35 protein-coding genes are annotated in these 26,265 nt (G+C 73.6%); 16 read left to right on the forward strand and 19 right to left on the reverse strand.

Annotated features, from left to right (window positions below; genetic code table 11):
* Nucleotides 1-933 (reverse strand): ABC transporter ATP-binding protein, encoded by a 933-nt coding sequence (locus tag VFC33_09285; protein ID HZR13432.1) that lies wholly within the window; start codon nucleotides 931-933, stop codon nucleotides 1-3.
* A gap of 86 nt (nucleotides 934-1,019) precedes the next feature.
* Nucleotides 1,020-2,144, reverse strand: coding sequence for a polyprenyl synthetase family protein (locus VFC33_09290; protein HZR13433.1), 1,125 nt, complete (start codon nucleotides 2,142-2,144; stop codon nucleotides 1,020-1,022).
* Nucleotides 2,145-2,231: 87 nt separating this feature from the next.
* Here VFC33_09290 and VFC33_09295 point away from each other — a divergent pair, with 87 nt between their 5' ends.
* Together VFC33_09295 and VFC33_09300 are read left to right on the forward strand one after the other, a co-directional pair.
* Nucleotides 2,232-2,630: an SCP2 sterol-binding domain-containing protein gene (locus tag VFC33_09295; protein HZR13434.1), complete on the forward strand. Its 399-nt coding sequence runs from the start codon at nucleotides 2,232-2,234 to the stop codon at nucleotides 2,628-2,630.
* 26 nt (nucleotides 2,631-2,656) lie between these two features.
* Nucleotides 2,657-3,466, forward strand: a complete 810-nt coding sequence (locus VFC33_09300; protein ID HZR13435.1) for a hypothetical protein — start codon at nucleotides 2,657-2,659, stop codon at nucleotides 3,464-3,466.
* A 14-nt stretch (nucleotides 3,467-3,480) separates the two neighbouring features.
* On the opposite strand, the gene VFC33_09305 is transcribed toward VFC33_09300, so the two are convergent.
* The 4 genes from VFC33_09305 to VFC33_09320 all read right to left on the reverse strand — a co-directional run bounded on the left by VFC33_09305 (nucleotide 3,481) and on the right by VFC33_09320 (nucleotide 6,955).
* The gene (locus tag VFC33_09305) at nucleotides 3,481-3,876 is read right to left on the reverse strand and encodes an FxsA family protein (GenBank protein HZR13436.1); all 396 of its coding nucleotides are present in this window, start codon (nucleotides 3,874-3,876) and stop codon (nucleotides 3,481-3,483) included.
* A gap of 35 nt (nucleotides 3,877-3,911) precedes the next feature.
* Nucleotides 3,912-5,201 carry a DNA recombination protein RmuC gene (locus VFC33_09310; protein ID HZR13437.1) on the reverse strand — a complete coding sequence of 430 codons (1,290 nt, stop codon included), beginning with the start codon at nucleotides 5,199-5,201 and terminating at the stop codon, nucleotides 3,912-3,914.
* Between the two features lie 96 nt (nucleotides 5,202-5,297).
* Complete coding sequence (locus tag VFC33_09315; GenBank protein HZR13438.1) at nucleotides 5,298-6,059, reverse strand: SDR family oxidoreductase; 762 nt, start codon at nucleotides 6,057-6,059, stop codon at nucleotides 5,298-5,300.
* A 17-nt stretch (nucleotides 6,060-6,076) separates the two neighbouring features.
* Complete coding sequence (locus VFC33_09320) at nucleotides 6,077-6,955, reverse strand: 5'-3' exonuclease H3TH domain-containing protein (protein ID HZR13439.1); 879 nt, start codon at nucleotides 6,953-6,955, stop codon at nucleotides 6,077-6,079.
* Nucleotides 6,956-7,107: 152 nt separating this feature from the next.
* Between VFC33_09320 and VFC33_09325 the strand changes: the two genes are divergently transcribed.
* Nucleotides 7,108-7,581 (forward strand): VOC family protein, encoded by a 474-nt coding sequence (locus tag VFC33_09325; protein ID HZR13440.1) that lies wholly within the window; start codon nucleotides 7,108-7,110, stop codon nucleotides 7,579-7,581.
* A gap of 24 nt (nucleotides 7,582-7,605) precedes the next feature.
* Nucleotides 7,606-7,959 carry a hypothetical protein gene (locus VFC33_09330; GenBank protein ID HZR13441.1) on the forward strand — a complete coding sequence of 118 codons (354 nt, stop codon included), beginning with the start codon at nucleotides 7,606-7,608 and terminating at the stop codon, nucleotides 7,957-7,959.
* 18 nt (nucleotides 7,960-7,977) lie between these two features.
* On the opposite strand, the gene VFC33_09335 is transcribed toward VFC33_09330, so the two are convergent.
* A complete protein-coding gene (locus tag VFC33_09335) occupies nucleotides 7,978-8,400 on the reverse strand; it encodes a pyridoxamine 5'-phosphate oxidase family protein (GenBank protein ID HZR13442.1) in 423 nt (140 codons plus the stop codon).
* A 109-nt stretch (nucleotides 8,401-8,509) separates the two neighbouring features.
* Here VFC33_09335 and VFC33_09340 point away from each other — a divergent pair, with 109 nt between their 5' ends.
* Nucleotides 8,510-8,935 (forward strand): thioredoxin domain-containing protein, encoded by a 426-nt coding sequence (locus VFC33_09340; GenBank protein ID HZR13443.1) that lies wholly within the window; start codon nucleotides 8,510-8,512, stop codon nucleotides 8,933-8,935.
* Nucleotides 8,936-9,085: 150 nt separating this feature from the next.
* Entirely contained in the window at nucleotides 9,086-9,628 is a 543-nt protein-coding gene (locus VFC33_09345; protein HZR13444.1) for a hypothetical protein, read from the forward strand.
* An 86-nt stretch (nucleotides 9,629-9,714) separates the two neighbouring features.
* Here VFC33_09345 and VFC33_09350 read toward each other — a convergent pair whose 3' ends face one another.
* From VFC33_09350 to VFC33_09360, 3 genes are all read right to left on the reverse strand, one after another.
* Nucleotides 9,715-9,891, reverse strand: coding sequence for a hypothetical protein (locus tag VFC33_09350; GenBank protein ID HZR13445.1), 177 nt, complete (start codon nucleotides 9,889-9,891; stop codon nucleotides 9,715-9,717).
* 69 nt (nucleotides 9,892-9,960) lie between these two features.
* On the reverse strand, nucleotides 9,961-10,248 hold the full coding sequence (locus tag VFC33_09355) for a hypothetical protein (GenBank protein ID HZR13446.1): 288 nt from the start codon (nucleotides 10,246-10,248) through the stop codon (nucleotides 9,961-9,963).
* A gap of 30 nt (nucleotides 10,249-10,278) precedes the next feature.
* The gene (locus VFC33_09360) at nucleotides 10,279-11,325 is read right to left on the reverse strand and encodes a hypothetical protein (GenBank protein HZR13447.1); all 1,047 of its coding nucleotides are present in this window, start codon (nucleotides 11,323-11,325) and stop codon (nucleotides 10,279-10,281) included.
* 69 nt (nucleotides 11,326-11,394) lie between these two features.
* Between VFC33_09360 and VFC33_09365 the strand changes: the two genes are divergently transcribed.
* From VFC33_09365 to VFC33_09380, 4 genes are read left to right on the forward strand one after another with little or no spacing between them, the layout of a single operon-like run.
* Nucleotides 11,395-11,964 (forward strand): TetR-like C-terminal domain-containing protein, encoded by a 570-nt coding sequence (locus VFC33_09365; protein HZR13448.1) that lies wholly within the window; start codon nucleotides 11,395-11,397, stop codon nucleotides 11,962-11,964.
* Between the two features lie 19 nt (nucleotides 11,965-11,983).
* Nucleotides 11,984-12,814, forward strand: coding sequence for a sugar phosphate isomerase/epimerase (locus tag VFC33_09370; GenBank protein HZR13449.1), 831 nt, complete (start codon nucleotides 11,984-11,986; stop codon nucleotides 12,812-12,814).
* On the forward strand, nucleotides 12,814-13,635 hold the full coding sequence (locus VFC33_09375; GenBank protein HZR13450.1) for an SDR family oxidoreductase: 822 nt from the start codon (nucleotides 12,814-12,816) through the stop codon (nucleotides 13,633-13,635). The genes VFC33_09370 and VFC33_09375 overlap by 1 nt, the downstream gene beginning before the upstream one ends.
* 1 nt (nucleotide 13,636) lies before the next feature.
* Nucleotides 13,637-14,626: an LLM class flavin-dependent oxidoreductase gene (locus tag VFC33_09380; GenBank protein HZR13451.1), complete on the forward strand. Its 990-nt coding sequence runs from the start codon at nucleotides 13,637-13,639 to the stop codon at nucleotides 14,624-14,626.
* On the opposite strand, the gene VFC33_09385 is transcribed toward VFC33_09380, so the two are convergent.
* A complete protein-coding gene (locus tag VFC33_09385; protein HZR13452.1) occupies nucleotides 14,613-15,401 on the reverse strand; it encodes a methyltransferase domain-containing protein in 789 nt (262 codons plus the stop codon). The genes VFC33_09380 and VFC33_09385 overlap by 14 nt on opposite strands.
* Nucleotides 15,402-15,524: 123 nt before the next feature.
* Between VFC33_09385 and VFC33_09390 the strand changes: the two genes are divergently transcribed.
* The 3 genes from VFC33_09390 to VFC33_09400 all read left to right on the forward strand — a co-directional run bounded on the left by VFC33_09390 (nucleotide 15,525) and on the right by VFC33_09400 (nucleotide 18,031).
* On the forward strand, nucleotides 15,525-16,007 hold the full coding sequence (locus VFC33_09390; GenBank protein ID HZR13453.1) for a hypothetical protein: 483 nt from the start codon (nucleotides 15,525-15,527) through the stop codon (nucleotides 16,005-16,007).
* Nucleotides 15,973-17,106, forward strand: coding sequence for a hypothetical protein (locus VFC33_09395; protein HZR13454.1), 1,134 nt, complete (start codon nucleotides 15,973-15,975; stop codon nucleotides 17,104-17,106). The genes VFC33_09390 and VFC33_09395 overlap by 35 nt, the downstream gene beginning before the upstream one ends.
* 505 nt (nucleotides 17,107-17,611) lie before the next feature.
* Nucleotides 17,612-18,031, forward strand: a complete 420-nt coding sequence (locus VFC33_09400) for a hypothetical protein (GenBank protein ID HZR13455.1) — start codon at nucleotides 17,612-17,614, stop codon at nucleotides 18,029-18,031.
* Here the strand turns inward: VFC33_09400 and VFC33_09405 are convergent.
* Entirely contained in the window at nucleotides 17,997-18,476 is a 480-nt protein-coding gene (locus tag VFC33_09405; GenBank protein ID HZR13456.1) for an SRPBCC family protein, read from the reverse strand. The genes VFC33_09400 and VFC33_09405 overlap by 35 nt on opposite strands.
* A gap of 81 nt (nucleotides 18,477-18,557) precedes the next feature.
* Nucleotides 18,558-19,502: a COX15/CtaA family protein gene (locus VFC33_09410; protein HZR13457.1), complete on the reverse strand. Its 945-nt coding sequence runs from the start codon at nucleotides 19,500-19,502 to the stop codon at nucleotides 18,558-18,560.
* Nucleotides 19,503-19,566: 64 nt separating this feature from the next.
* Between VFC33_09410 and VFC33_09415 the strand changes: the two genes are divergently transcribed.
* Nucleotides 19,567-19,932 (forward strand): cupin domain-containing protein, encoded by a 366-nt coding sequence (locus VFC33_09415; protein HZR13458.1) that lies wholly within the window; start codon nucleotides 19,567-19,569, stop codon nucleotides 19,930-19,932.
* Here the strand turns inward: VFC33_09415 and VFC33_09420 are convergent.
* On the reverse strand, nucleotides 19,901-20,473 hold the full coding sequence (locus tag VFC33_09420; protein ID HZR13459.1) for a carboxymuconolactone decarboxylase family protein: 573 nt from the start codon (nucleotides 20,471-20,473) through the stop codon (nucleotides 19,901-19,903). The two genes, VFC33_09415 and VFC33_09420, sit on opposite strands and share 32 nt — an antisense overlap.
* 19 nt (nucleotides 20,474-20,492) lie before the next feature.
* On the opposite strand from VFC33_09420, the gene VFC33_09425 reads away from it, so the two are divergent.
* On the forward strand, nucleotides 20,493-21,422 hold the full coding sequence (locus VFC33_09425) for an alpha/beta hydrolase (GenBank protein HZR13460.1): 930 nt from the start codon (nucleotides 20,493-20,495) through the stop codon (nucleotides 21,420-21,422).
* 14 nt (nucleotides 21,423-21,436) lie between these two features.
* Nucleotides 21,437-22,006, forward strand: coding sequence for an HD domain-containing protein (locus tag VFC33_09430; protein HZR13461.1), 570 nt, complete (start codon nucleotides 21,437-21,439; stop codon nucleotides 22,004-22,006).
* Here the strand turns inward: VFC33_09430 and VFC33_09435 are convergent, their stop codons facing one another.
* The 5 genes from VFC33_09435 to VFC33_09455 all read right to left on the reverse strand — a co-directional run bounded on the left by VFC33_09435 (nucleotide 22,007) and on the right by VFC33_09455 (nucleotide 26,249).
* Complete coding sequence (locus tag VFC33_09435; GenBank protein ID HZR13462.1) at nucleotides 22,007-22,420, reverse strand: hypothetical protein; 414 nt, start codon at nucleotides 22,418-22,420, stop codon at nucleotides 22,007-22,009.
* A 26-nt stretch (nucleotides 22,421-22,446) separates the two neighbouring features.
* A complete protein-coding gene (locus VFC33_09440; GenBank protein ID HZR13463.1) occupies nucleotides 22,447-23,853 on the reverse strand; it encodes a glycoside hydrolase family 43 protein in 1,407 nt (468 codons plus the stop codon).
* 3 nt (nucleotides 23,854-23,856) lie between these two features.
* On the reverse strand, nucleotides 23,857-24,357 hold the full coding sequence (locus VFC33_09445) for a hypothetical protein (GenBank protein ID HZR13464.1): 501 nt from the start codon (nucleotides 24,355-24,357) through the stop codon (nucleotides 23,857-23,859).
* Nucleotides 24,358-24,421: 64 nt separating this feature from the next.
* A complete protein-coding gene (locus tag VFC33_09450; protein ID HZR13465.1) occupies nucleotides 24,422-25,228 on the reverse strand; it encodes an SDR family NAD(P)-dependent oxidoreductase in 807 nt (268 codons plus the stop codon).
* A 61-nt stretch (nucleotides 25,229-25,289) separates the two neighbouring features.
* Nucleotides 25,290-26,249: a transglycosylase family protein gene (locus VFC33_09455; protein HZR13466.1), complete on the reverse strand. Its 960-nt coding sequence runs from the start codon at nucleotides 26,247-26,249 to the stop codon at nucleotides 25,290-25,292.
* Nucleotides 26,250-26,265: the final 16 nt, after the last annotated feature.

Raw genomic sequence — 26,265 nt, forward strand, 5'->3', positions numbered from 1 at the left:
TCACGCGCGCCCTTCGCCGGTGAGGCGGAGGAACACGTCCTCGAGCGACCGGCGGCCCGTGCTCAGCTCGCCGAGCGCCGCGCCGCGATCGCGCAGCCACGCGGTCAGGTCGGCGATCCGCTCGGGTGTCGCCTGCGCGCGCACCACGTACTCGCCGGGTCGCGGCTCGCGGAGCGCGCCGATGTCCACGCGCAACGCGAGCGCGAGCGCGTCGTGGTCCAGACCGGCGGGTGCGTGGAACCGGAGCTCCTCGTCGGTGTCGAGCGCGGTCAGCTCGGCCGGAGTGCCGGACGCGACGATCCGGCCGTGGTCGACGATCGCGAGGCGATCGCAGAGGTGCTCGGCCTCGTCCATCGCGTGCGTCGTCAGCACGACGGTCACGCCGGACGTGCGCATGTCGCGGATGAGCTGCCAGGTCGTAACGCGCGCACGCGGGTCCATGCCTGCCGTCGGCTCGTCGAGGAAGACGAGCTGGGGACGGCCGACGAGCGCGAGCGCGAGCGACAGCCGTTGCGTCTGCCCGCCCGAGAGGCGGCGCACCATCGTGTGCTCGACCTCGCGCAGGCCGACGAGGTCGAGCAACCAGTCGGGATCGTTGGGGTCGTCGTAGTACGACGCGAACAGGCGCAGCGCCTCGAGCGGCTTCACGCCGGGGTACAGGCCGCCCTCCTGCAGCATCACGCCGATGCGGGGACGCAGGCGCGGCCCGTCACGCCACGGGTCGAGCCCGAGCACGCGCACGGTCCCCGAGTCCGGCTCGCGGTAGCCCTCGAGCGTCTCGACGGTCGTCGTCTTGCCCGCGCCGTTCGGGCCGAGGAGACCGAAGACCTCGCCGCGCCGGACCGTCATCGACAGGCCGTCGACCGCCCGGATGGAGCCGTAGCGCTTGTGGAGGTCGATGACCTCGATCGCCGGGCCGGACGTGCCTCCCATCGCGGCCGGACGATAGCGGAGGCCTTCCGCACCGACCGGAGCGGGAACGGTCGTCCCCGCCGGTCGCGTCGCGCGTGTCGCGCGCGTCATCGGTCGCGCCATGCGACGAACGTGCCGAGCTGCTGGAGCGCGTGCCGCGCCTCCGCGGTGACGGGGACGTCTGCGAGCGCGCGCAGCGCGTCATCGACCAGCCGCTCGATCGTCTCCTCGATCTCGGCGCGCGCGCCCGTCGCCACGAGCACGCCCTGGAGCGCAGCGACGTCTTCGTCGCGCAACGACGGGTCACCCAGGCGCGCGAGCAGCCGGGCGTCCGCGCCTCGCGCCCGCGCCGCGGCGGCCGCGACGAGCGGCGTGAGCTTGCCTTCGCGCAGGTCGTCGCCGACCGGCTTGCCGGTGACCTCCGGGTCGCCGAACACGCCGAGCAGGTCGTCGCGCAGCTGGAACGCCTCCCCGAGCGGGAGTCCGAAGCGGCTCAGCGACTCGTCGAGCTCGTCGAGCCGTCCTGCGAGCGCCGCGCCGAGGTGCAAGGGCCGCTCGACCGTGTACTTGCCGGACTTGTAGCGCTCGATCCGGCGCGCGGCCGCGGCGTCGCGGCTGCCGCCCGCCGTGCCGACGAGGTCGAGGTACTGACCGACCGACAGCTCGATGCGCAGCTCGTCGAACACGCGACGCGCTGCCGCCGAGGTCGACGGGAACACGATGTCCGAGTACACGAACGCGAAGTCGCCGACGAGGATCGCGACGCCTTCGCCGAAGCGGCGTGGCTCGCCGTGCCAGCTCCGGTCCCGGTGACGCGTCACGAAGTCGTGATGGATCGACGGCACGCCCCGTCGACGGTCGCTGCCGTCCATGACGTCGTCGTGCACGAGCGCGAACGTGTGCAGCAGCTCGAGCGCCGCGCTGGCGTCGACGATCACCTCGGAGGTCGCGTCACCGCCCGCACCGACGTACGCCCAGTGGCAGAACGCGGGACGCAGCCGCTTGCCACCCGCGACGACGAGGTCACGGAGCGCGAGGAGCGGTTCGCGCAGGGCGGGATCGACGGGCGTCCACCGCTCGACCTCGGCGTCGAGGATCTCCGTGACGCGAGCGGCCACCCGGTCGCCGACGACGGCGAGGCTCGCCGGCGCGCTCGTGTCGCCCGGGGCGTCGGTCAGCGCGTCGGCGAGCGCGGGACGTGCGCCGGTTGCCGCGGTCGCGTCGGGGGTCACGGACCGAGCGTACGCGGGGTGCGCGCCGTTTCCCCATGCGGGCACGCGGGAGCCGGTGTGCGCGGCAGAGGCTTCTATCGTGCAGCGGTGCCGCGCTACCTCTCGCCGGAGTGGATCGCCGCGCTCGACGACGCCGCGCGTGAACGCTCGAGCGAGCTCGGTCGCGACCTCGCGGGTGTGACGCTGGTCGTCGAGCAGCGCGTCGTCGGCGTGCCCGGCGGCGACGTCGTCTATGTCGTCACGGTCGAGAACGGTGACGTCCGCGTGACCGCGGGACCGCACGCCGGTCACGCGGACGTCGTGCTGACCGCGGACTACCCGATCGCGCGCGCCCTGGCTCGCGGCGAGACGAACGCGCAGCGTGCGTTCGCGTCCGGCGGGCTCAAGGTCGGCGGTCGCGTGGATCGGCTCACGGCTGCCGCGCGCGCGCTCGCCGCGCTCGAGCACGGCTTCGACGCGGTGCGCGAGACGACCACGTACGACTGACGCGTGCGCCGCGTTACCGTGAAGTGGTGCAGCCGTTCGAGCGCTTGCGGTACCTGGCCCGGTGGGCCGGTGACGACGACGCGCTGGTCGCGGAGGCGGCCGACTGCCTCGCGGGGTTCGCCGACGACCCGGCCGGCCTCGTGGTCGCGTGCCGGCGCCTGCTCGCGCATCATCCCGGGTCGGGTCCGCTGTGGTGGCTGTGCTCGCGCGTGCTGTGCGCGTCGGACGCGGCCGACGCCGCGTGGGAGGCCGTCCAGCTGTTGCAGGACGACCGCACCGGCGCGCGGCTCGCGGACGCGCTCCCGTTCCCGCACGACGAGCCGATCGCGGTCGTCGGGTGGAGCGACGCGATCGCGGACGCGGTCGCCACCCGCGCCGACCTCGACGTCGTCGCGGTTCGGCTGCCCGGCAACCGGTCGATCACGTCGCGGATCCGACGGGCCGATCGCCCCGTCCGCCTCGTCCCCGACTTCGAGGCGAACGCGCTCGGCGTGACCCACCTCCTCGTCGAGGCGGTCGCGGTGGGACACAGCGAGGCGTTCGTGCCCGTCGGGGCGCCGCCCGTGCTGCACGCGCTGTCGAAGAGCGCGGCGCAGGTCTGGCTCGTCGCCGGCCTCGGACGGGTCCTCCCCGACCGGTTGTTCGACGCGATGGTGGAGCGCATGCGGGCGCGTCCCGACCCGTTCGTCGACGCGGGTGAGGACGACGCCGCGGTCGAGACGGTCACGCTCGGCCTCCTCGACGCGGTGGCGGGCCCGGCCGGCCTGGAGGCGCCGTCCCTGGCGACCCGGCACGCCGAGTGCCCGGTCGCACCCGAGCTGTTACGTGTGGGCTGACGGCGGTCGCGCGGTCAGGCGTTCCAGCGCCGGATCTCGATTCGACGGGTCACCTGCCGTGCCAGCCGCCGCCGCGTGAGCCGCCGGATCCCGGTCCGCACCGGTGGGACGAGGAGCAGCAGTCCCGCGGCATCGGTGATGAAGCCCGGCGTCAACAGCAGCACGCCGGCGACGAGGATGAGCGCGCCGTCGACCAGCTCCGCGCCAGGCACGCGCCCGAGGTTCATCTGCTCGCGGATGCGGCGCAGCACGCCGAGCCCCTGGTGCTTCACGAGCCACGCGCCGCAGACCGAGACGAGCAGGAGCAGCGCGATCGTCTCGCCGATCCCGAGCAGCGACCCGATCTTGATGATCACCGCGATCTCGGCGATCGGGATCGCGATGAACACGACGACGAGGAGCGCGATCACTGCTCCAGGCTAGCGGTGGACCGAGCGCGACACGCTCAGGCCTCCAACGCGAGCCGGCCCATGCCGCCGTCGCCGTCGTCGTGGTCGTCGGCGGCCGAGAGCGAGTGCTCGCGTCGCAACGCCTTGATCTGCTCGAGCGGGCGCTCCAACTGGCGGCGCCGAGTCCCGACGAGCTCCTCGTAGTCCTTCCGCGCGGTCGTGAGCGACCGGTCCAGCTTGTCCATCTTGTCGACGAACGCGTGCCACTGCTTGTCGAACGCGCCGAGGAGGCCGAGGATCTCGTTCGAGGTGCGCTCGAGACGGAAGTTGTCGGCGGCCTGGCGGATCACGGCGAGCACCGCGAACAGCGTCAACGGCGAGCAGCACACGATCTTGTGGCGCAGCGCCTCTTCCAGGATCGACGCGTCGTGCTCCTGGATGAACGCGTAGAGCGCCTCGTTCGGGATGAACAGGAGCACGCAGTCGAGCGCGGCGCCCGTCCGGCTCGCGTAGTCACGGGCCGCGAGCTCCTTGACGCGGTGGCGGACGTCGCGCAGGAACTCGTCGCGGTAGCGCTTGCGGTCGAGCTCGGACTCCGCCTCCAGGAAGCGCAGGTAGTTGTCGAGCGGGAACTTGACGTCCATGAACAGCGACTGGTCCTGCGGCAGCAGGAACGTGAAGTCGGGGATGCCGCCACCGTCGATGGCGCGCTGCTTGCGGTAGTTGACGTTCTCGATGAACCCGGCGAGGCGCAGCACGTCCTCCGCCATGCGCTCGCCCCACTGACCGCGTGCCTTCGTGCTCGACAGCGCCTGGCGCAGGCCCTGGGTGACCTCCTGCAGCGCGGCCATCCCCTCGTTGCTGCGCTGCAGTTGTGCGGCGAGCGCACCGAACTTGGCGTGGCGGTCGCGCTCGAGCTCGCCGACGAGGTCGCGCACCTTGCCGAGCTCGCCGACCATGGACTCCAGCTGCTGGTCGATCAGCGACTTCTTGCCCTCCAGCTCGTGCGCGGCCCGCTGCTGCGCGCCCGCGAGCTGCTGCTGCGCGAGCGTGAGGAACGACCGGTTGTTGCGCTCGAGGACCTCGGTCGACAGCGCGGTGAACCGCTCGGCCAGCCGCGCCTCGGCCTCCTCACGGGCCGCGAGCCGCTCCGCGCTCACGGCGCGCTCCCGCTCGAGCTCGGCCCCGGCCCGGGCGAGCTGCTCGCGGACGGCGGCCAGCTCGGCGGCGAGCTCGTCGTGCTCGGCGAGGAGGTCGGCCTCGCGGCGCCGGGCGGCGGCCGTGACGCCGGCCGCGGCGAGGCCGGCACCGGCGAGGAGGGCGAGGATCACTGCGACGATCACCATGCCCAGGATTGTGACGGGGGGGTGTGACAGTGAACGGGATGCTCGCTGACCTGGGGCGACGCCCGGTCGCCGGCCGGCAGTGGCCGGGAACGTCCGTTATGCGCCGCCCCCGTCGACCTGGATCTTCTGGCCGGTGACGTAGCCCGCGGCGTCGGACACGAGGAACGCGACGACGCTGGCGACCTCCTCGGGCCGGCAGACGTGCCCGAACGGTGAGCGGGCGTCGAGCGTGTGAATGTCCGCGACCCCCATCGCGCCCTTCACGAGGCGCCGTCCCATCTCGGTCTCCACGAGGCCGGGCGCGACGACGTTCACGTGGATCCCGTGGCGGCGCTCCTCCTTGGCGAGCGTCCAGGCGAGCGCCTCGAGGGACGCCTTGGCCATGTTGTAGGGCGACGAGTTGGGCCCCCATGCGCTCGTCGCGTAGCTCGAGATCATCACGACGTCGCCGCGTGGACGCGATCGCATCGCCGGGACGAGCAGCTTGCTGAGGACGAACGCGCCGAACGCGTGCGTGCGCCACACGCGCTCGATCTCGGCCGGGTCGGTGTCGGCGACGGACAGCCCGCGGCTCGCGATCCCCGCGTTGTGGACGAGGATGTCGACCCCGCCGAAGTCGTCCAGGACCGCGCGCGCCATCGCCTCGTCGTCCTCGACGGAGTCGACCGACGCCTTGTACGTCGCGCCGCGTCGCCCGAGCGCCGCGATCTCCTTCACGGTGTCGCGGGCCGCGTCCTCGTCGCGCCGGTAGTTCACCGCGACGTCCGCGCCGTCGCGCGCGAGCGCGATCGCGATCGCGCGCCCGATCCCGCGACCCCCGCCGGTGACGAGCGCGACCCGTCCGTCGAGACCTGCCATGCCGTGTGCTCCCGTGCTCAGTGCCCGCGCTTCTCGGCGAGGTCCTCCGCCCGCTCGACGAGCCGCTTCGCGTCGAGCCGGTCCGCCCATTCGTGCAGCTCGGGCCGTGGGCCCGCCCACTCCCAGTCGTCGACCGTGCCGACCGCCGCGTCCGTCCGCAGCGTCGCGAGCACGAGGAACAGATCGGCGAGCTCGCGGTTGTCCTCGAGCGCGGTCGCGAGCGCCGTCGCGCCACGCACGGGGACGTCCCACTCGTGCCCGAAGCGTGGGATGTCGCCCACGTGGCCGTAGCGCCTCAGCACCGCGGCGGCGCTCTTGGCGCCGAAGCCGGGGATGCCCGGGAAGCCGTCCGCGCTGTCACCGACGAGCGCGAGCCAGTCGGGGATCGACTCGGGCCGGACGCCGAACTTCTCGATCACACCCGCCTCGTCGCGGAGTTGCCGCTTGCGCCGGTCGAGCTGCACGACCCGCTGGTCGACGACGCACTGCGCGAGATCCTTGTCCGGCGTGCAGATGACGACGCGTTCGACACGCGCGTCGAGGTCCGCGACGCGCGCCGCGGCCGCGAGCGCGTCGTCGGCCTCCTGCTCGACCATCGGCCAGACGGCCACGCCCAGCGCGGCGAGCGCGTCGTCCAGGATCGGGAACTGGCCGCGCAACGCGGGATCGACCCCCTCGCCCGTCTTGTAGCCCGGCCAGAGATCGTTGCGGAACGACTCGATGACGTGGTCGTTGGCGACGCCGACGTGCGTCGCGCCCTCCTCGAGCAGCGTGAGGACCGAGTACACGACGCCGCGCGTCGCGGCGACCTCGACACCCTCGGCGTCCCGGTGCGACGGCAGCGCGAAGTGGTGCCGGAACAGCTCGTAGGTGCCGTCGACGAGATGGACCTGCATCGCAGGAGCCTCGCGCACCGACGCCGTGGCGCGCGGTCGAGCACGCCCACGCGGGCGCGGTCGTGCCGGTCCCTCTCATTCGTCCAAGGCCGCACCGCCGGTCGTGCGGGACGATCTCCGTCGACGTCCGACCACGCGACCCGGAGGTGCCCATGCCGTCACACCCGCAACCCGTCCCCGAAGGCCTGCACACCGTCACGCCGCGCCTGGTGGTGAGCGATGCGGGCGCCGCGATCGAGTTCTACGAGGCGGCGTTCGGCGCCGAGGAGACCGACGCGCGCTTCGCGGATCCGTCCGGCCGCGTCGTGCACGCCGAGATCACGATCGGCGACTCGGTCGTGCGCCTGACCGAGGACAGCCGTGACGGGAACGGCATCGCACCCGACCGCAACGACGGCCAGGTGACGACGATCCTGGCGATCACCGTGCCCGACGTCGACGCGTTGTGGGCGCGTGCGACCGCGGCCGGCGCCGAGGTCGTCTTCCCGCTCGCCGACCAGTTCTACGGCGACCGCGGCGGGCGTCTGCGCGACCCCTTCGGCCACCAGTGGATGCTGAGCACGCACATCGAGGACGTGAGCCCCGAGGAGCTCGAGCGGCGTGCCCGCCAGCTCGGCACCGGATGAGGCGGACATGACACAGTCCTCCCCGTGTCGCTGCCCGAGCAGGTGTCGAGCTATCACACGGTCTGGGTGACGTCGCCCGGGCGCGAGCCCGTCGCGGTCCGGTACGCGACCGCGGGCGAGCGCCTCTACTGCTTCGGCGACGACGAGCTGCGCGACGTGCGCGACGGCGCGCGGGTGACCGCGGCCGTCCACCGGATCGCGTCGGGACCGCCGGTCGTGTCGTTCTCGGCGACCGTCCGCGACGTCCCGGGCGAGGCGGTGGACCGGGAGGCGCTGCTCGAGCTGGTCGCGCACGTGCCGCTCGGACGCTCCCTCGACGAGGTCGAACGCGCGCTGGAGCAGCACCGCGGCCGTCGTGTGGTCGAGCTCGTCGGCTGAGGACGGGCTCGGGTCGGCTCAGCCGTCGTGCGCGGCTGCGGCGAGGACGCGGCGTCCGGTGACGAGCTCGGTGTCGACGCTGACGAACCGGTCGGCGTCGCCGTCGAACGCCCACGAGCGCAGCGGGAGGCGTCGGACGCGCGCGAGCGCGGTCTCGTCGGTGATCTCGCGCGCGACGCCACGCACGAGGACGCTCCAACCGGACTCGCGCTCCCCGTCGAAGCTGTCGGCCTCGAACGCGACCACCGCGTTCGTGAGCGCGGCGTCGAGCTTGGTGCCGGGCACCGTGCGGAAGACGACCGTGTCGCCGTCCACGACGTAGTTCACCGGCAGGACGGCCGGGATCGCGCCGACGCTCACGCCCACACGACCCACGGACGCGGTCTCGAGCAGCGCCATGCACTCGTCGCGCGACAGGCCCTCGACCTGCGGGTGATCCATGCCTCCTACGTTCGGCTCGCGTGCGGCCCAGCGGCAAGGGACCTAGGTCCCGAAGCGACGCGCCGGAGGTCATTCGTGCACGCACCGACGGGGTACGAACATCGCGGTGGTGTCCGTCGTCACGTGCCCGTCGTGCGAGAAGCGCAATCGCGTGCCCCTCGCCGCGTCGGGACTCCCCCGCTGCGTGCGCTGTCACCGGGATCTGCCGTGGTTGGTGGACGCCGCCGACGACGACTTCGACGACGCGACGCGCTCCACCCTCCCCATCCTCGTCGACCTCTGGGCGCCGTGGTGCGGGCCGTGCCGGGTCGTCGCGCCGGGCGTCGAGCGTGCGTCGCGGGAGCTCGCCGGACGACTCAAGGTGGTGAAGGTCGACGTCGACCGCGCGCCGGCGGTCTCGGCCCGCTTCGGCGTGCAGGGCATCCCGATGCTGCTCGTGCTGCGCGACGGTCGGCCCGTCGCGCAGCAGGTCGGCGCGATCCCGCCCGACCGGCTGGTCGAGTGGGTCCGCGCCGCCGTCGGGCGCGTCGCGTGATCCGCGGGTGAGGCCGGGTCCGACGCTGGCGCAGTCACACCGCCTCACCGCGTGAAGTCACGCGCGTTTCGCGCGCCCGCTCCCGTGGGCACCCACGGAGTAGCGCCGTTCAACGACGATCGGCGCGGGCGCACAAGGAGGCTCGACGACATGGCGATCTACGCAGAGGAACGAACAGAACGCGAACGGCCCTCCTTCGTCCGGTGGCAGGCGGTGCTGAGCGGCGCCGCGGTCGGTCTTGCCGTGTTCTTCATCCTGTCGGCGCTGTGGTTCGCGCTCGCCGGGAGCACGCGCACCGGCTTCTTCGGGAAGAACCTCGCATGGTTCGCGCTCGGCGACGCGCTGTTCGCGGCGATCGTCGCCGGCGGCGTGAGCGGCTACGTGCACAGCATCCGGGGACGCGGGCCGGGCATGCTCGTCGGGCTGACGACCTGGGGCCTGATCATGTTCGCGGCGTTGCTCATCGGGACGCCGCAGCTGACGACCGTGTTCCAGGCGAACACGACCGGCAACGCCGCGGCCGCGCACACGCTCACCAACAGCCAGCTGTGGGCGACGTTCGGCGCGTTCGTCGGCGGCTTCGTGCTCGCCGGCCTCGCGGGCTCGTGGGGCGGTGGATCGCCCGAGATGCACGCGGTGCGTCGCCGTCGCGACCCGGCCGCGCCCGAGCGGATGGAGCGCCGGGCCGGCTGACATCGCCCTTGGGCGACCGGCTCCTCGACCCGACCGGGCGCCGCGTGCGCCCGGTCGTCGCGCGCGCGCGGTCGTCTGCGTCGACGTCATCGCCGGCCCGTCAGCAGGGCGACGATGCGCTCGACGATCGCGTCGGCGCGCCCGTCGACCGCGGCGTCCTCGATGCCGCCGAGCGGGTGGTCGACGACCGCGATGCGACAGTCGGGCAGCCCGATCGTCGTCGCGACGCGCGCGGTCAGGTCGACGAAGCGCGTCGTGGTCACCACGACGGTCGGCGTGCCGAGCTGCTCGAGCTGTACGGAGTCGTGGACACTCCACGACGTACAGCTCCCTCAATCGGCGGACCCGGTGAGCACGACGTCGACGTCGCGTGCCAGGGCGGTCAGGACGTCGTCGGCCGCGGCGGTGGCCGCGTTGCGCTCCGGGCCCTTGCCGGTCACGACCGTGACGGCCGCGCCGGTGCGCGCCGCGACGCGCTCGGCGGCGCGGGTGAGCAGCCGGTGCGCGTTCGGCTTCCCGTTGTCGAGCACGCCGATGCGCAGACCGGTGAGCACGGTCGGCGCGGCGGCGAGCGAAAGGGGTTGCCTCCCCACCACGCCGTCGGGTGCGTAGATCCTCATCGTCGTCTCCTGCTCTTGGTGTCGGACGCCTCAGGGCTCGACGGGGACGGTGACGCTGCGGGTCATCCCCCAGCTGGGGACGACCGAGCTGTGCTTGCCCGGCCCGCCGCACACGAACACGCGGATGTTGCCGGGATGCGCCGTCATCGGGACCGGTGCGTCGTCGTCGAGGGCGTGCATCCACGGCTCCCACGCGAGGTTGTCGAACGCGGCGCGCAGCACGCGTGCGGGGACACGGGCCCGCTCGAAGAGGTACGACGCGACGTCCGCGCGTGACCAGCCGTGCGACGCGATCGTCGCCGCGTGCTCCGGGCACAGCGCCACGAAGTACTCGCCCTGCGAGATCGGCGCGTTGTTCTGGCCGAGCGACGCCATGGCCGACGCGCACTTGTCGAGGATCCGCGCCGGCGTATCGCTCTCCATGTCGTGGAAGTTGTGCGGTGGCTCGCCGCAGTGCACCGTCACCGCGGACGGCGCGTCGACACCGACGCTCGCGGCGTAGCCCGCCCACGGCGACGCGGCAAGGTTCTCGGCGACGCAGTACGAGTACTTCGCGGGGCCGCCCTGCGTCGACGCGTCGCCCGGGCCGGGTACCGCGCCCGCGACGTGGAGGAGCACGAGCCGGACCGCGCGCCCGGTCGCCGCGTTCGCGACGTTCCCGGGGCCGAACGCGCCGACGCCGCCGTTGTAGCCGGCCGTCTCGGCGACCTCGCCGTGCACGACGAGCAACGGCGCGACCGGGTGGGTCGTGGCGTTGACGCCGCGCAGGTTGACCTCGGGTCGCGCGAGCGCGCGGACCGCGCTGACGAGCACGACCAGATGCTCGGGCCGGCAGCCGGCGAGGACGGCGTTCACCGCGAGGACCCGTCGTGTCGCCTCGCCGTCGCGCGGCGGCAACGTCGCGAGCACCTCGTCGGGATCGACGGGTCCCAGCGCGGCGAGCATCGCGTCGACTCGCTCCGGTGTCGGCGCGACGAGCGGGAGCCCGTCACCCCAACCGTGCTGCTCGTAGAGCGCGGCGACCGCCTCCGGCGAGTCCTCGGCGATCTCCAGGAGCGCGGCCGCGTCGAAGCCCATCAGGCGAGAGTCTGATAGGTTTCGACTCGTGGCGCAATCGGGCCGGTGGCCCGGCCCCGGAGTCCGCTGATGGCCGCGCCCGTCGGCCTCGACCGCCGCGCGGTGGTGGACGCCGCCGCCGCCGTGGTCGAGGTCCAGGGTGGGCTCGAGCCACTGCCGTTGCGGGAGGTGGCGAGCCGGCTCGGGGTGCGGACGCAGTCGCTGTACGCGCACGTCGACGGGGCCGACGGGCTGCGGCGCGAGCTCGCGCTCCGCGGCCTGCGGGACCTCGGCGACGCGCTCACGTCCGCCGCGATCGGAAGGGCGGGCGGCGACGCGATCGAGTCGATCGTCCTCGCCTGGCTCGACTTCGCGGCGCGGCATCCCGGTCTGTACGCCGCGTCGCTGCGGCCACCGGGCGACGACGCCGAGCTCGCGGCGGCGATCGCGGCGGCGACGCGCCCGCTCGACCTCGTGTTCGCGTCGTATCGGCTCGACGGCGAGACGGCGGCGCACTGGCTGCGGATCCTGTTCGCGACCGTGCACGGGTTCGCGCTCCTCCGTCGCGACGGGCTGTTCACGATGCCCGCCGACCCGGACGACACGGTGCGCCGGATGGTGAGAGGGTTCGCGCGCCAGATCGAGGCCGACGCGCCCTGACGCAACCCGGGGGGATGGCGTGAACGAGCTCGGGATGTGCCCCGCCACGTTGCTCACCGATCCGATGGGCGCGTCGCCGTCGGACGTGCGCGACGCGGTCGACGCGACCGCCGCGAACGACCTCACCCACGTCTCGGTGTGGGCCCACCACCTGGGCGCGCTGGGTGACACGCTCGACGACGCGCGTCGCGGCCTCGAGCGGCGGGGGCTGCGCGTGAGCGTCGTCGAGGCCGCGCTGGCGTGGGCTTCAGGCGATCTCGAGGCGAGTCGCGCCGAGGGCGAGCGCCTGCGTGCCGCGGTCGACGCCACCGGCGCGTCGCTGGTGCTCGCGGCGTGCATGGACCCGCCGATCGACGACTTCTCACGCGCGCGCGACGCGCTCGGCGCGCTCGCCGACGCCGTGGCGCCCTCCGGTGCCACGGTCGCGCTCGAGTTCCTGCCCTGGAGCCCGGTCGCCGACCTGGCGACCGCGTGGAGCCTCGTGGAGCCCCTCGGCGAGCGCGTGGGGATCACGCTCGACACGTGGCACTGGCAGCGCGAGCCCGGCGGTCCCGACATCGCGCTCCTTCGCTCGATCCCGGGCGAGCGCATCGTCTGTCTCCAGCTCGCCGATGCGGCCGCGACGCCGTCGCAGGAGCTGCTCGTCGAGGCGATGAGCGCGCGGCTCCTGCCCGGCGACGGCGTCGTCGACTACGGCGCGCTCCTCGGCGCGCTGCGGACGACGGGCGCGCGCCCCGTCGTCGTGACCGAGGTCTTCCGGCCCGCGCTCGTCGCCGAACGCGGCGCGCGCGACGCGGCGGCCGCGATGCGCAACGCCGCCCGCGCAGTGCTGGCCGCGACCGCGCGCTGATGGCGATCACGATCGACCACGCCGGCAAGGTCGTGCTGGTGACGGGCGCCGGTGCGGGCATCGGTCGCGAGATCGCGCGATGGTTCGCGCGTGCCGGTGCCGCGGTCGCGGTGAACGACGCGCGCGACGAACGCGCGGGAGACACCGTTGCGGAGATCGAGCGCGAAGGCGGCCGCGCGGTCGCGGTGGTCGCGGACTGCCGCGACGACGCGCAGGTCGAGGGCATGGTTGCGGCGACCGTCGAACGCCTCGGCCGTCTCGACGTCGCGGTGAACAACGTCGGGATGCTCCCGCCGGGTCGGACGGTGGCGCGCTTCGTCGACATGGACGGCGCGTACTGGCGCGACCTCGTCGACCAGGACCTCGTCCTCGGTGCGCTGTGCGCGCGGGCCGAGGCGCGCGTGCTCCTCGACCAGGGCGAGGGCGGTGTGATCCTGTTCGTCACGTCCGGCGAGACGACGCGCCCGTCGCCCTACAACGCGGCGTACGCGGCCGCCAAGGCCGCGCTCAACCACCTCACCACGACGCTCGCGGTCGAGCTGGGGCCCTCCGGCATCCGGGTGTGCGCGATCGCGCCCGGCACGACGCTGACCGAGTCCGTGCGCGCCGCGTTCACCGACGAGCACGTCGCGCAGATCGTCGAGTCGACCCCCCTGCGCCGGATGGTCGAGCCCGACGAGCTGGCGCGCCTGAGCGTCTTCCTCGGCAGCGACCTCGCCCGGTGCATCACGGGACAGCTCGTGCTCGCGGACGCGGGTGCGTTCCTCTCGCGCACGCGCCCGCCCAACCTCGATCCGAGCCGCGACCAGGAGGGTTCGTGACATGGCGTTGTTCGGCCTGCGGTTCGACTTCCGCAACCCGCCGATCGCAGGCACGACGATGAGCGAGCGGTACCGCGCCGCGCTCGACATGTGCGAGTGGGCCGACCGTCTCGGCTTCGTGGTCGTCGTGCTGTCCGAGCACCACGGCAGCGACGACGGGTACCTGCCGAGCCCGCTCACCATGGCTGCCGCGATCGCGGCGCGCACGAAGCAGGTCCGCATCCAGATCGCGGCTCTGGTCGCGTCGTTCCACGACCCGCTGCGCCTCGCCGAGGACCTCGCGGTGGTCGACCTCGTCAGCGACGGTCGGCTCGACGTCGTCGTCGCGAACGGCTACGTCGGCAGTGAGTTCGCGATGTTCGGATGCTCGCCGTCGGAGCGGGTCCGGCGCACGACCGAGGTCGTGGAGACGCTGCGCGCCGCGTGGACGGGCGACGAGTTCGTGTTCCGCGGGCGCGCCGTGCGCGTCACCCCGACACCGGCGAGCGACCACGGCCCGACGATCATGCTCGGTGGGAGCAGCGAGGCCGCCGCGCGTCGCGCCGCGCGCATCGCGGACGGCTTCCTGCCGTCGACACCCGAGCTGTGGGACTTCTACCGCGACGAGATGCTCGCGCTCGGGAAGCCCGACCCGGGGCCGGGCGTCGGCGCGGACACCGGCATGTTCCATCTGGCGCACGATCGCGAGAAGGGTTGGGCCGAGATCGCGCCCTACGCGCTCCACGAGGTCGACGCGTACGGGCGGTGGATGGCGGACGCGGGTGTGGGTGCGAGCGGCGGGTACGTGCCGGTGGAGGACGCGGACGCGTTGCGCGAGACGGGCCAGTACCGGGTCCTCACGCCGGACGAGCTCGTCGCCGAGATCGAGCGGAAGGGTCCGTTCGGCTTCACGCTCTTCCATCCGATGATGGGCGGCATACCGCCGGATGTCGCGTGGGAGAGCCTGCGCCTGTTCGAGCACGAGGTGCTCCCCCGCGTCACGCAGCAGTAGCTCCGCGCTTCGTCGCGGTCACGTGGATCTTGCGGATGCGCGCCTCGAACCGGCCGGCGGCGTCGCGCTCCCGTTGCTCGACGACCCACTCGCGAGCCGCTTCGCGGTCGACGCGGCCGGCCGCGACCGCTCGCTCCACCGAGAGCGGGAAGCCCGCGACACGCTCGAGCGTTGCGAGCGACCGCCGCACGGAGAGCTCCTCGACACGGTCGAGCACCGTGCAGCCGGCCGCTTCGACGAGCTCCCACAGGCGGGCACCGGCGTCGGGGTGGCGTGCGCTGCTGATCCATCCCGCGCCGTCGTCCATGACGTCGCTGACCACGGTGAACGACGACCAGTCGGGCTCGAACGCGGTCAGCAGCCCGCCGGGCCGGAGGCAGCGAACGATCTCACGGAGGGCCGCACCGGGATCCTCGACGTGCATCAGCACGCGCTCGACGCGACACCCGGCGAACGTCTCGTCGTGGAACGGCAGCCCCGCTGCATTGGCGCGCACGAGCGCGACGCCGCGCACACCTGCCGACCGCGCCTGCGAGGCCGCGATCATGACGGCGCTCGGGTCGACCCCGATCACGCGCAGCCCGTGGCGCGCGAACAGCACGGCGTCGTGTCCAGCGCCACACCCGACGTCGAGGATCGGGTCGCTCGGGGCGCGCGCCACGTGGGCGACGAGCGCGTCGTGCTTCATGCCCGACTCGGCGTCCGCCGCCTCGTCGAGGAACGCGACGAGTGCACGCGGGTCGGGAGCATCGTCGACGAACGAGAAGAGCGACATGGCGGACCTCGTCGCGGGGATCCAGGCGGGCGGTTCCCGCTGAACGCCCGAGACCGCCGGTCGCCGAGGCGCGAGTCTCGCACGGTCCACGTCGTCGCCGGCGGCAGTCTCTAGGCTGCACCGGTGCGCACGTGGGCAGACGTCGGGTTGCTGGTCGCGCTCGGCGCGGTGCTGTGGCTCGTGATCCGGCTCCTGCCGCGTCGCGTGTCGACGAGCCTCGTTCCCTACGCGGTCGCGGCCGCGATCACCGCCGCGGGAGCCGTCGCGCTGGGCGTCCGCCGCGAGCACCGCGAGCTCACCGCCCGCAGTGTTGCCGTCGCGGTCGGGGGGATGTGCGTGGTCTGGTTGCTCGCGTGGCTGCAGCGGCCGCGCGCGCCGCGCGCGGAGCCCGTCGCGACTGCCCGACCGGAGCCCGTCGCGACTGCCCGACCGGAGCCCGACACGGCGCCCCGACGCGAGCAGCCCGTCGTCGACGACACGTACGTCCCGATGACGCGGCGCGAGCGGCGGCAGGCGGCACGGCGGCACTTCGGGCTCCGGCGTCGCCGCAACCCCGCTCGCCGCGACACCCGTGCTCGGGAGGACCTCGATCCCGAGCCTGCGTGACCCGCGAACACGTCGCATCGCGATCACGGCCGGCATCCTCGTCGTGGTCGTGTGGGCGGTCGCGCTGACGTACGTCGCGCTCCGGGGGACGACGCGCTCGACGCGCTCGACCACGACGCGCACCGCCCCGCCGTTGTCGGCGCGTCCCGCACCCTCGCACGACGATCCGCACGCGCTGTGGCTGTTCGGCTTCGACACGCTCCGGCTCGACCCCGCGCATCCGACGCGCGTCGAGCACCTCGACTACGCGGCGTTCGGTGACGTCGCGGGCGCGCCCGGACGCGTGATCCTCTACGACGCGACGACGGGCCGCTTCGGTGTGCTCGACGCGGAAACCAACCGGATCGTCGACAACACGACGATCGGCTCGCGCGACGTCGACCGCGACGTGCGTCCCTTGCTCGCGCCGCTCGGCGACGCAGCATGGCTCGTCACCGCGCCCGGCTCGATCACCCGGCACGCGCTCACCTCCGGGTCGAGCGACCGCACGGTCGCGCTGCCCGTCCCGGTCGCGGACGCCGGCGCGCGCGCGGTCGGGACACGGGTTGCCGCAGCGGGGAGCACCGTGTGGGCCGTCGTGGACGTCGTGGTGGCGGCGGGTCGTCGCGACGTCGTCGCGTACGCGCTCGACGCGGGCACGGAACGGATCGTCACGACGCGCTCGCTCGGCGACGTGGACGTGGTCACAGTCGTGGCACTCCCCGGACGCGCAGCCGTCGTCACCCGCAACCACGTGATCGTCGTCCCCGTGTCCGCGAACGTGCCGCCGACCGCGTCGCCGGGCGTCCCGGTCGCGCTCCATGACGGCGTCGGCGTGGACGGTGCCGTCTGGCTGCTCGACGACGCCGCGCAGCTCACCCGGCTCGACCCGGCGACCGCGACGCTGGCGCGGCCGATCCCCCTGCCGGCATCCGCCCGCCCCGTGGGCGCGGGCTCACGGGTCGTCGCGACGGGGTCGACGTTGTGGGCGCTCCTCACGGGACCACCCGGCCAGCCGTTCCATGCCGTGCTCGCGTCGCTCGACGCCCACAGCGGGCGCTCCGCGTTCGCCCTCGGTCTGCCCGACGACCTCGCGATCGCCGCCCTCGCCGCGACGTGAGGCAGGCCCGCCACGGCGGCCGGTCCGCCACCGAGATCTCGTCGGGGCAGGGGCGACGGGATCGGACTGGTGCACGGACCGGCCAGCCGGTCGCACCACTCCATCGGCGGGCGGTGTCTCCGGGCCCATGACTCGCGGCGATCATCTTGTCAGGTTGTGCTCGCGCGGCCACAAATAGCGCGTAATCAGGTGACCTCCGTAGGAGCTGCGCGCGCAACGCGCGCAGGCGAGCACAATTCTTCTTGCTTTTCGGGATCCCACCGGCCACGATGGCGCGGGCGATCCGCTCACTGACATCTCGTGCCGGTCGCGGTCGGGGAAGCCGGCCGCCTCGGTGCCCGGCGTCCGCTCGCAGCCCTCACCCCGGCGGGCGCCCACATCGAGGCGTTCTCCCTTTCGCGAACGGCACGTGCCCGCCCCAAGACCCGGAGGAGTCGAGCCCGGCGTGACCCTGCCCCGCGCCGCGGCTCGACCTCCGGGTCGGGCGGGGATCGCCGGACGCCGCGTGACGGCCCGCGACGCGATCGTCGCGTCGGTGCTCGCCGCGGTCGTCAGCGGCGCCCCGTCGACGATCGTCGCGTCGGCGACCGGTGACGATCCGCTGCGCGCCACGCGCGCGGCGGGCTCCCTCCTGGTGCGTGACGGCGACGGTGTCGCGCTGGTCGCCGCCGGCGCGGTGACGCACGCGGCGATCTCGCTCGGATGGGGAACGGCGCTCGCCGTCCTGCTCCCCCGCCGGCACACCGTCGCCGCGGGCGCGGTCGCCGGGTTGGCGATCGCGGCGCTGGACCTCGGCGTGATCGGCCGCCGGTTCCCCGCGATCCGCTCGCTCCCGTCGGCACCGCAGCTCGCCGACCACGTCGCGTTCGGCGCGTGCGTCGGGGCCGTGCTCAGCGCGCGTGCCCGTCGCCGTCGGCGCCGCTGAGGGCGCGTCGCTCGAACTGCGCGACGCCGACCGCGACGATCCGGTCGTGCGCCCACACCATCGCCGGCCGCGCGACGACCGCGAGGCTGCGCAACAGCGGCGCGCGGACGTCGAGCGACCACGCGAGGCGGGCGGCACTCGCCGTGCCGTCGGCGCGCTCGATCTCGAGCCGGGCCGGTCCCGCGAGATCGCCGCGGACGGTCGTCTCCACGAGCCGTCCCTCCTCGAGCCGGTCGACGTGCACGTCGAAGCGCAGGACGTACGGGAGTGGTGCCTGGACCTCGCAGCGGGCGACGGCACCGGGGGCGAGCCCGCCGGTCTCGCACCGCCGCAACCACGACCACCAGCTCGGGAAGTCGCCCGTGCGCGTCATCACCGACCACAGCTCGTCGGGCGGCACACCGAACGTCCACGTCCGGTCGAAGTCGAAGGGCAAGGTCCTCATGCTCGCGCGCACAGCCACGAGCGTTGCTACGACCTGAACCCTCCGAAGGGATCGGCCGCGCCGTAGGTCGCGCGCGCCGCGCTACGCGTTCGCGAGGCTCCCGGTCGCGAGCGCGGGCTCGCGTACGGCGACCGTCTCCTCGGCGCCCGCACGCTCGCTGAGCGTCAGGTAGTACATGGTGGCAGCCGTGAACACCGCGATCGCACCGACGATGTGGACGGCCACGAGCGCGACCGGCACACCGGTGAAGTATTGCGTGTAGCCGACCGCCGCCTGCCCGACCAGGACGACGAGCAGGACGGTCAGCCCCGTCCGCACGCGCTCCGGTGCGCGCCACCGGTAGGCCAGCCACAGCGACAGCAGCACCGCGCCGAGGAACGTCATGACGATCGTCCCGTGGACGCGCGCGACGTCGGTCAGCACGAGGTTCAGCCGCGCGGCTCGGCGGTCCCCCGCGTGTGGGCCCGTCCCGGTCACGACGGTGCCACTGACGATCGCGGCGCACGCGAGGACGAAGACGGCCCGCCCGAGGTTGAGGAGCGTGCCGCCGACGACGGGCTTCCCGTGCCCCGCGGGCTGCGCGGCCCGATGGTGCAGGAGCAGCGCGTCGAACAGCAGCACCATCGACAGCAGGAAGTGGCCCATCACGAACGGCGGCGCGAGCAGGTTCTCGACCACGAGCCCGCCGAGGACCGCCTGCGCGATCACGCCCGCGACGAGGCCGAGCGACAGCCACACGAGCTCCGTCCGCCGCGGCCGCCGGACGAGCGAGCCGAGGACCGCGAGCGCGACCGTGATCGACACGAAGCCCGTGAACACGCGGTTCCAGAACTCGATCTGCTGGTGGTAGCTCGCGGCCGACTTCGCGACGAGGTGACCGCGCGAGCAGTCGGGCCAGGTCGGGCACCCGAGGCCCGAGCCGGTGAGGCGGACCAGCGCGCCGGTGAGGATGATCGCGGCGAGCGCGAACACGGCGAGGAACGTCAGCCGGCGGTACGCGCGCGGACTGATGGAGAGGCGTCCCATGGCTGCCCGATCGTACGGCAGCCACTCCGGCGGGCACCGATCGCGGCGCCCTACGCTCGGTGCGGTGACGACCGTCCCCCACGTCGATCTCGCAGCCGCGCTCGCCCGATCGGAACCGGGCGCGGACGGCGCGGTCTGGTCGATCGAGACGGGCGACCTCGACGCGAACCTGGTCCGCCTCGGACCCGGCGGCGCGGTGAGCACGCACCGCAACGACGAGGTCGACGTGCTCGTCGTCGGCATCGACGGCGCGGGCACGCTCACGGTCGACGACACCGATGTCACCGTCGCGCGCGACGTGCTGGCCTGCATCCCGCGCGGCACGACGCGCGCGATCCGTGCGCACGACGACGGGCTGGCCTACGTCACCGTGCACCGGCGCCGCGCCGGATTGACGATCAGGGGTTCCGCGGGAACGGCACGCCGGTGACGCCGTCGTCGCGCTCGACGCCGAACGCGTTCAACGCGAACGACACGAGGTGGTACTGACCGATCGCGAACACGAGGTCCATGAGCTCCTGCGTGCCGTAGTGCGACGTGAGCTCACGCCACGTCGCGTCGGTGACCGTCGCGGTGTCGTGCAGCTCGTCGACGGCGCGGAGGAGCGCGGTGTCGCGCGGCGACCAGCCGTCCGCGTCCGGGCCGGCCGCGATCCGGGCGATCTCGTCGTCGGTCACGCCGACGGCGCGTGCGATCGCGACGTGCTGCCCCCACTCGTACGGCGCGTTGCACCGCCAGCCGGTCCGCAGGATGGCGAGCTCGCGGGCGCGCGCGTCCAGGGTCGACTTCCCGAGCACGTGGTTCGCGAACACGAGCCAGCGCTTCATCAGCTTCGGGTGCTGCGCGAGCGTCGTGAACACGTTGAGCACGCGCACGTCGGAGCCCCGCACCTGTGAGAGCGGCTCGAGCAGCGCGCGGGTCTCGTCGTCGAGCGCGTCGAGATCGACGGGCGGGATGCGGGGTTCGGTCATGGTGCGGGAGGCTAGATGCATGAGTGAGCGGATCGCGTACGACGAGTTCGGGATGTTCCACGAGAACGCGCAGGAGGCCGGGCTCCCCTACGACGGGCCACCGGTCGTCGAGCGGCGCGCGGTGGAGGTTCGGCCCGGGTACTCGTTGAGCGCGCTCGTGTGGGGCAGCGAGCCAGCCGAGATCGTCCTGTTGCACGGCGGCGCGCAGAACGCGCACACGTGGGACACCGTCGCGCTCGCGCTCGGGCGCCCGCTCGTCGCGATCGACCTCCCCGGCCACGGCCACTCCGACGGGCGACTCGACGTCGGCATCTCCCCCGTCGACTACGCGGCCGACGTCGAGGTGGCCGTGCGCGCGCTCGCACCCGAGGCGCGCATGGTCGCAGGCATGTCGCTCGGCGGGCTGACGTCGCTCGCTCTGACTGCGCGCGCGCCCGACCTCGTGCGCCGGCTCGTGCTCGTCGACGTCACGCCGGGTGTGAACCGCGAGAAGGCGTCGTCGATCACGGCGTTCGTGAACGGCCCCGAGTCGTTCCCGAGCTTCGACGAGATCCTGGCGAGGACGATCGAGTTCAACCCGACGCGTTCGGAGTCGTCGCTGCGACGCGGGATCCTCCACAACGCGATCCAGCAGCCGGACGGGTCGTGGGTGTGGCGCTACCGCCGCTGGCGCGTCGCGCAACCGTCCGCCGAGGGTCAGGACGACAGCGTCGCCGCGCACCCCGACTTCGGCTCGCTGTGGGAGGCCGTCGACTCCGTGTCGGTCCCACTGATGCTCGTGCGCGGCGCGGACTCTCCCGTCGTGGACGACGACGACGTCGCCGAGCTGCGCCGCCGGCAGCCCGGCGTGCGTGTGGAGGTCGTCGAGCACGCGGGGCACAGCATCCAGGGCGACCAGCCCGTCGAGCTGGCCCGCCTGCTGGAGGACTTCCTCGCCTCATCCGGGTGAGCGACAATGACGTCATGACGCAGACGACGGACACCTTCACCCGGATGGACGAGTCGACGGCCGAGCAGTGGGCCCGCATCGGCGTCGAGACCGCGCACAACCAAGGGCGGGTGGCCGAGCGCGTGCTCGGGATGCTGCGGTCCCTCGCCGAGGTGACCGACGGGTTCGCCGTCGACCAGCTGACGCACTGCCTGCAGACCGCGACGCTCGCGGAGCGGGCGGGAGCCGACGACGAGATCGTCGTGGCCGCGCTGTGTCACGACATCGGCAAGGCCGTGAGCGTGCCGAACCACCCCGCGATCGCCGCCGCGATCCTGCGCCCGTACGTGCGCGACGAGGTCTACGAGATGATCCGCGTGCACCAGGACTTCCAGGGCCGGCACTACTACGCGCACTTCGGCGGCGACCCGGACGCGCGCGAGAAGCATCGCGACGAGCTCGACGCCGACACGTTCACGCTCGCGGCCCGCTTCGCCGACGAGTGGGACCAGGTCGCGTTCGACCCGGACGGCCCGACGGAGTCGCTCGAGCACTTCGAGCCGCTCGTGCGCTCGGTCTTCGCGCAGGCGCGCTTCGCGTTCTGATCAGGAGTCGCGCGGCGCGGCCCCTGTGACCGCGTGGTCGCGTGCGACACGGAGGTAGGGCGCGGGTCGCGACGCGGCGTCGTCGAGCTCGATCCGCGCCCAGCGCAGCAGCTCGCGGAGGTTCGCGTTCGGTCGTGTGACGGTCGGCGCGTCGACGATCGCGCGCGCGACCGGCTCGAGGACGGTCGGGTCGTGCTCGGTACGGACGAACAGCAACAGCTCTGCCGCGCTCGCCTGCAGGCCCGCGTCGACGAGCGCGCGCGCGGCACGCACGCGTTCGTCGCCGCCCGGGGCGTGCAGACCTTCGGCGAGGCGTTCCACGACGCGCGCCCGTGCGACGCGCGAGGCGACGGTCACCGCAGCGGCAACGGCGAGCGCGCCGAGTGCCGTCGTCGTGAACCGTGTCGCTCGCACCCCAGCCCTCCTCGTCCGGGCATCGCTCACGGTGGCGTGAGCACGGGACGACCGTAGGCCACGGACAGGCGCAAGAGGTGGAGGGTCCTGCTGTTCGGGTAGCCGATCGCGGGGGCGGTGTACGCGTGGTACGCGAGCCACGCGCCGCCGAAGCCGTCCGTGAACACCTCGCCACCGCCGGGACCTGCGATGTCGCCGTGGGATGCGAGGAGCGGTGTCGCCGACGGCTTCGTGCACGGTCCGGCCGGACCCGCGCACACCGCGTAGCTCTCCGCGTAGCCGGGACCGTTCCACGAACCACCCGAGTAGAAGAGGTAGTACCGCCCGGCGAGGTACGCCATCGACGGTCCCTCGACGACGCCGCGCTCCCAGGCCTGGTCGGGCGCGAGGAGCACGGCGGGCAGACCGACGGGCGAGAGGCCGTCGGGTGTCATCGGGACGGACCAGATCCGGTCGAACAGGTCGCTCTTCCACACGAGCCAGAGCGTGCCGTTCGTGTCGACGAACGGGCTCGGGTCGATCGAGCCGCCGAGGTCGAGCTGGCAGACCATCGGCGCGGTGCTCGTGTCGACGAACGGACCCTGCGGCTGCGTGCTCGTGGCGCGCGAGATGCACTGGCGTCCGCTCGCCGCGTCGCGGGTCGTGTAGTAGGCGACGAACCCGCCCGGGCGTGCGACGACCGACGGGGCCCACGTCGTGTCGGGCGCGGCCCACGACGGCAGCGCGGCGAGCCCGTTGCCGAGCCACTCCCATGTCCGCAGGTCGCCGGAGCGGATCACCTGGATCGTGCCCCCACCCGCGTTCGTCGAGTAGGCGTAGAACGACGAGCCGACGCGCAACACGAACGGATCCGCGAAGTCGAACGGGAAGACGGCGCCCTCGCCACCGGGCGCGAGCACCTGGCGGCAGCTCGCGTCGACGCCCCGCAGCCGCGCGACCGCGGTGCTGCCGGCATTGGCCCGTACCGCCGCGAGCGCGCCCGACACGCCGCCGAGGCACGTGTTCAGCGCGGTGATCTGCCCGGCCTGGAGCCCGAGGATGCCGTGCAGCCCGTCGAGCTGCGTGCGCGCACCGGCCAGGTCGGTCTTCGTCGACGTGAGCGCCTGCTGCGCCTGGTCGCGCTCGTGCGTGCGTAGGTCGACGTCGCGCTGGGTGGACCCGACGCCGTCGCGTGCGTCGGCGAGCGCCGCGTTCGTGTGCCGGAGCTCGCTCGCCGTCGCCGAGAGTTGCGACTGACGGGTGCGCAGGAGCCGGTGGGCCGCGGCGCGCTCCGCGCGCGCCGACACGTCGAGCCCGACCGCCGTCCCGACCAGCGCGACCGCGGCCGCCACGACGACGACGGCCCGCCGGCGCGGCCACCTCGGGCGCACGAGTGTGACGGCGGGCGTGACCGGCGCGGCTTCCCGCCGCGGGACGAGCGTGCCGGTACTCATCGCTCAGGCGCCCGCCTGCTTGCAGCTGTCCGCCACGGCGGCCAGCGCGCGCACCGCGGACCCGGTGTCGGCGACCGCGGCCGCGTTCAGCGCGTTCTGGACCCCGTTCAGGCACTGCCCGAGGTCCTGGATCTGGCCGTTGCCGGCGAGGAGCTGCAGCTGCGCGCCGTTGACGCTCGCGCGCACGCCGGCGAGGTCGCTCGTCGCGACGCCGAGCGCGCGGTTGAGCGCGTCACGGTCGCCGGTCGCGGACGCGAGGACGCGCTCGTCGGTGGCGAGCTGCGCGCGTGTCGCCGCGAGTGACACGTCGGCACGGTCGAGATCTCGGACCAACGCGGCGCGGCGCTTCGCGTCGCGGGCCGCCTCGCTGCGCGCGTGGTGGGCGTCACGGCGGACGTCGAGATCGACTCGCACGGCGACCGCGACCACCACGAGGGCGACGATGCCCGCGATCGTGACCAGGAGCGGCCGCCGGCGCACGGGGGCGGCGAGCGCCGTCGACACCACGAGGAACGATTCGGCATCCCCGGCGCCCGGATGAAGGGGCATTCGCCCCCGGAGAGGGCTGTCAGCCCAGCATGCCGGCGAGCATGGTGCGCATCATCTGCTCGTCGCTCGCGTGCCGCCAGGCGTCGAGGAGGCCCGAGCCCATCGGGTCGCAGCCGTGGCGGAGCGGGGCCTCGTCGTCGAGGATCGCGTCCGCGATGGCACGGGCGGCGTCGGCCGTCGGCGTGGTGTGCTCACCCGCCGCGGCCCGGCCCTGGACCATCCGCTCGGCCATCGGCCGGTAGGGCTCATAGTTCACGGCGAGCATCTCGTGCGCGGAGTTGGCGAGCATGTCGGTGTCGATCGGCCCGGGCATGATCTCGACGATCCGGATCCCGAACGGTGCGAGCTCGGCGCGCAGCGTCTCGCCGATCGCGCTGACCGCGGCCTTGCTGGCGCGATAGACGGCGTAGAACGGCACGGGCGCGAGGATCGACGACGACGTCACGTTGCACACGACTCCCCCGCCGCTCGCACGCAGCGCGGGGATCGCGAGGCGGGTCGTCTCGGCGAGTCCGAACACGTTCGTCTCGAACATGTCGCGCCAGTACTCGAGCGGCGTCTCCTCGAACGGCAGGTGCGGACGTTCGACGGCTGCGTTGTTCACGAGGACGCGCAGCCCGTCCGGCATCGCGAACGCGCCGGGCGCGGTGACGTCGAGCCGTGCGACGCGCAGCGTGCCTCGTGCCTCGTCCGGCAGGGACGCGCCGGCGCGGGGATCGCGCATCGTCGCGACGACCTCGAAGCCCCGCGCGGCGAGCTCGAGCGCGACCGCGCGCCCGATCCCCCGGCTCGCACCCGTGACGACGGCGACGCCTTCGGCCTGCATGCCCGACCTCCGCGCTCGTGGAGGCGCGGCAGGCTACGGGGTTGCTGACGTGGGTGTCAGGTCAGCACAGGCCGCCCCACGGCCCCTTGCCCTGCCACTGGTAGAGCGCCCACGCCATCGCGTCCTGATCGGCCACCGACGCCTGGTTGGGCGGGACGCCGATGAGGTCCAGGCGACCGGTGTGGTTCGCGACCGCGTCCCATGTCGACTGCGAGAACTGGTACGCGCCGTACCACGGACCGGCGGGGTTCACGACGCCGTAGTCGCCGTGGCTCTCACGCGTGCGCGTGCACACGAGGAACGGCTGGTCGTGGATGTCGCCCGAGCCCGCCGCGGGCGGTGCGGACGACGGTGCGCCTGCCGGCGGCGATGCCGCGGGTGCCGCACGGACGGGCGCGTTGGCCGGCACGGCGGCACGCGCGGACGTCGACGTCGTCGTGGCTGCCGACGCGCGCGCCGCGGCGGCCTGCTGTGCCTGCGCGGCCGCGAGATCGCGGCGTGCTGCGGCGAGCTGCACCTCCATCGACTGCTCCGCGGTGTGCAGTTGCGTCACCGCGTCGGCCGCGCGCGCACGGTCGTCGCGCAGTTGCTTCCGCTGCGCGCGCAGCGCGTCGTTCTGGCGCGTGAGCTGACCGACGGCGGCGTCGTTGTCGGCGTTCGCGGCGGCGAGCAGGTGGTCGCGCCGTGCGGTCTCGAGCGGATCCGTGCCGTCGATGTAGTCGATCGCGCTCGTGTCGCCACCCGCCTCATAAAGCTCGACCGCGCGCGCCGTGACCTTCACGCGCAAGGCGTCGGCGCGGTGCTCGCCGTCGCGCAGCTGCGACTCGAGCGCGTTGATGCGCACGTCGAGCGCAGCCTGCCGGTCGAGCGCGGCGAAGTACTTCGCCGCGAGCGCGTCGGCCGCGTGGCTCGCGGCCGCGACGCGAGCGGCGGGGTCGGTGTTCGCGGCGGTGCCGGTCGCGCCGGCGGGCATCGCGACGGCGATGGCCGCGGCACACGACACGACGACGGACGCGAACATCCGGCGGGCCAGGGCT

Source organism: Acidimicrobiia bacterium (assembly GCA_035651955.1).
In the GTDB taxonomy this organism is placed as follows: domain Bacteria; phylum Actinomycetota; class Acidimicrobiia; order IMCC26256; family JAMXLJ01; genus JAMXLJ01.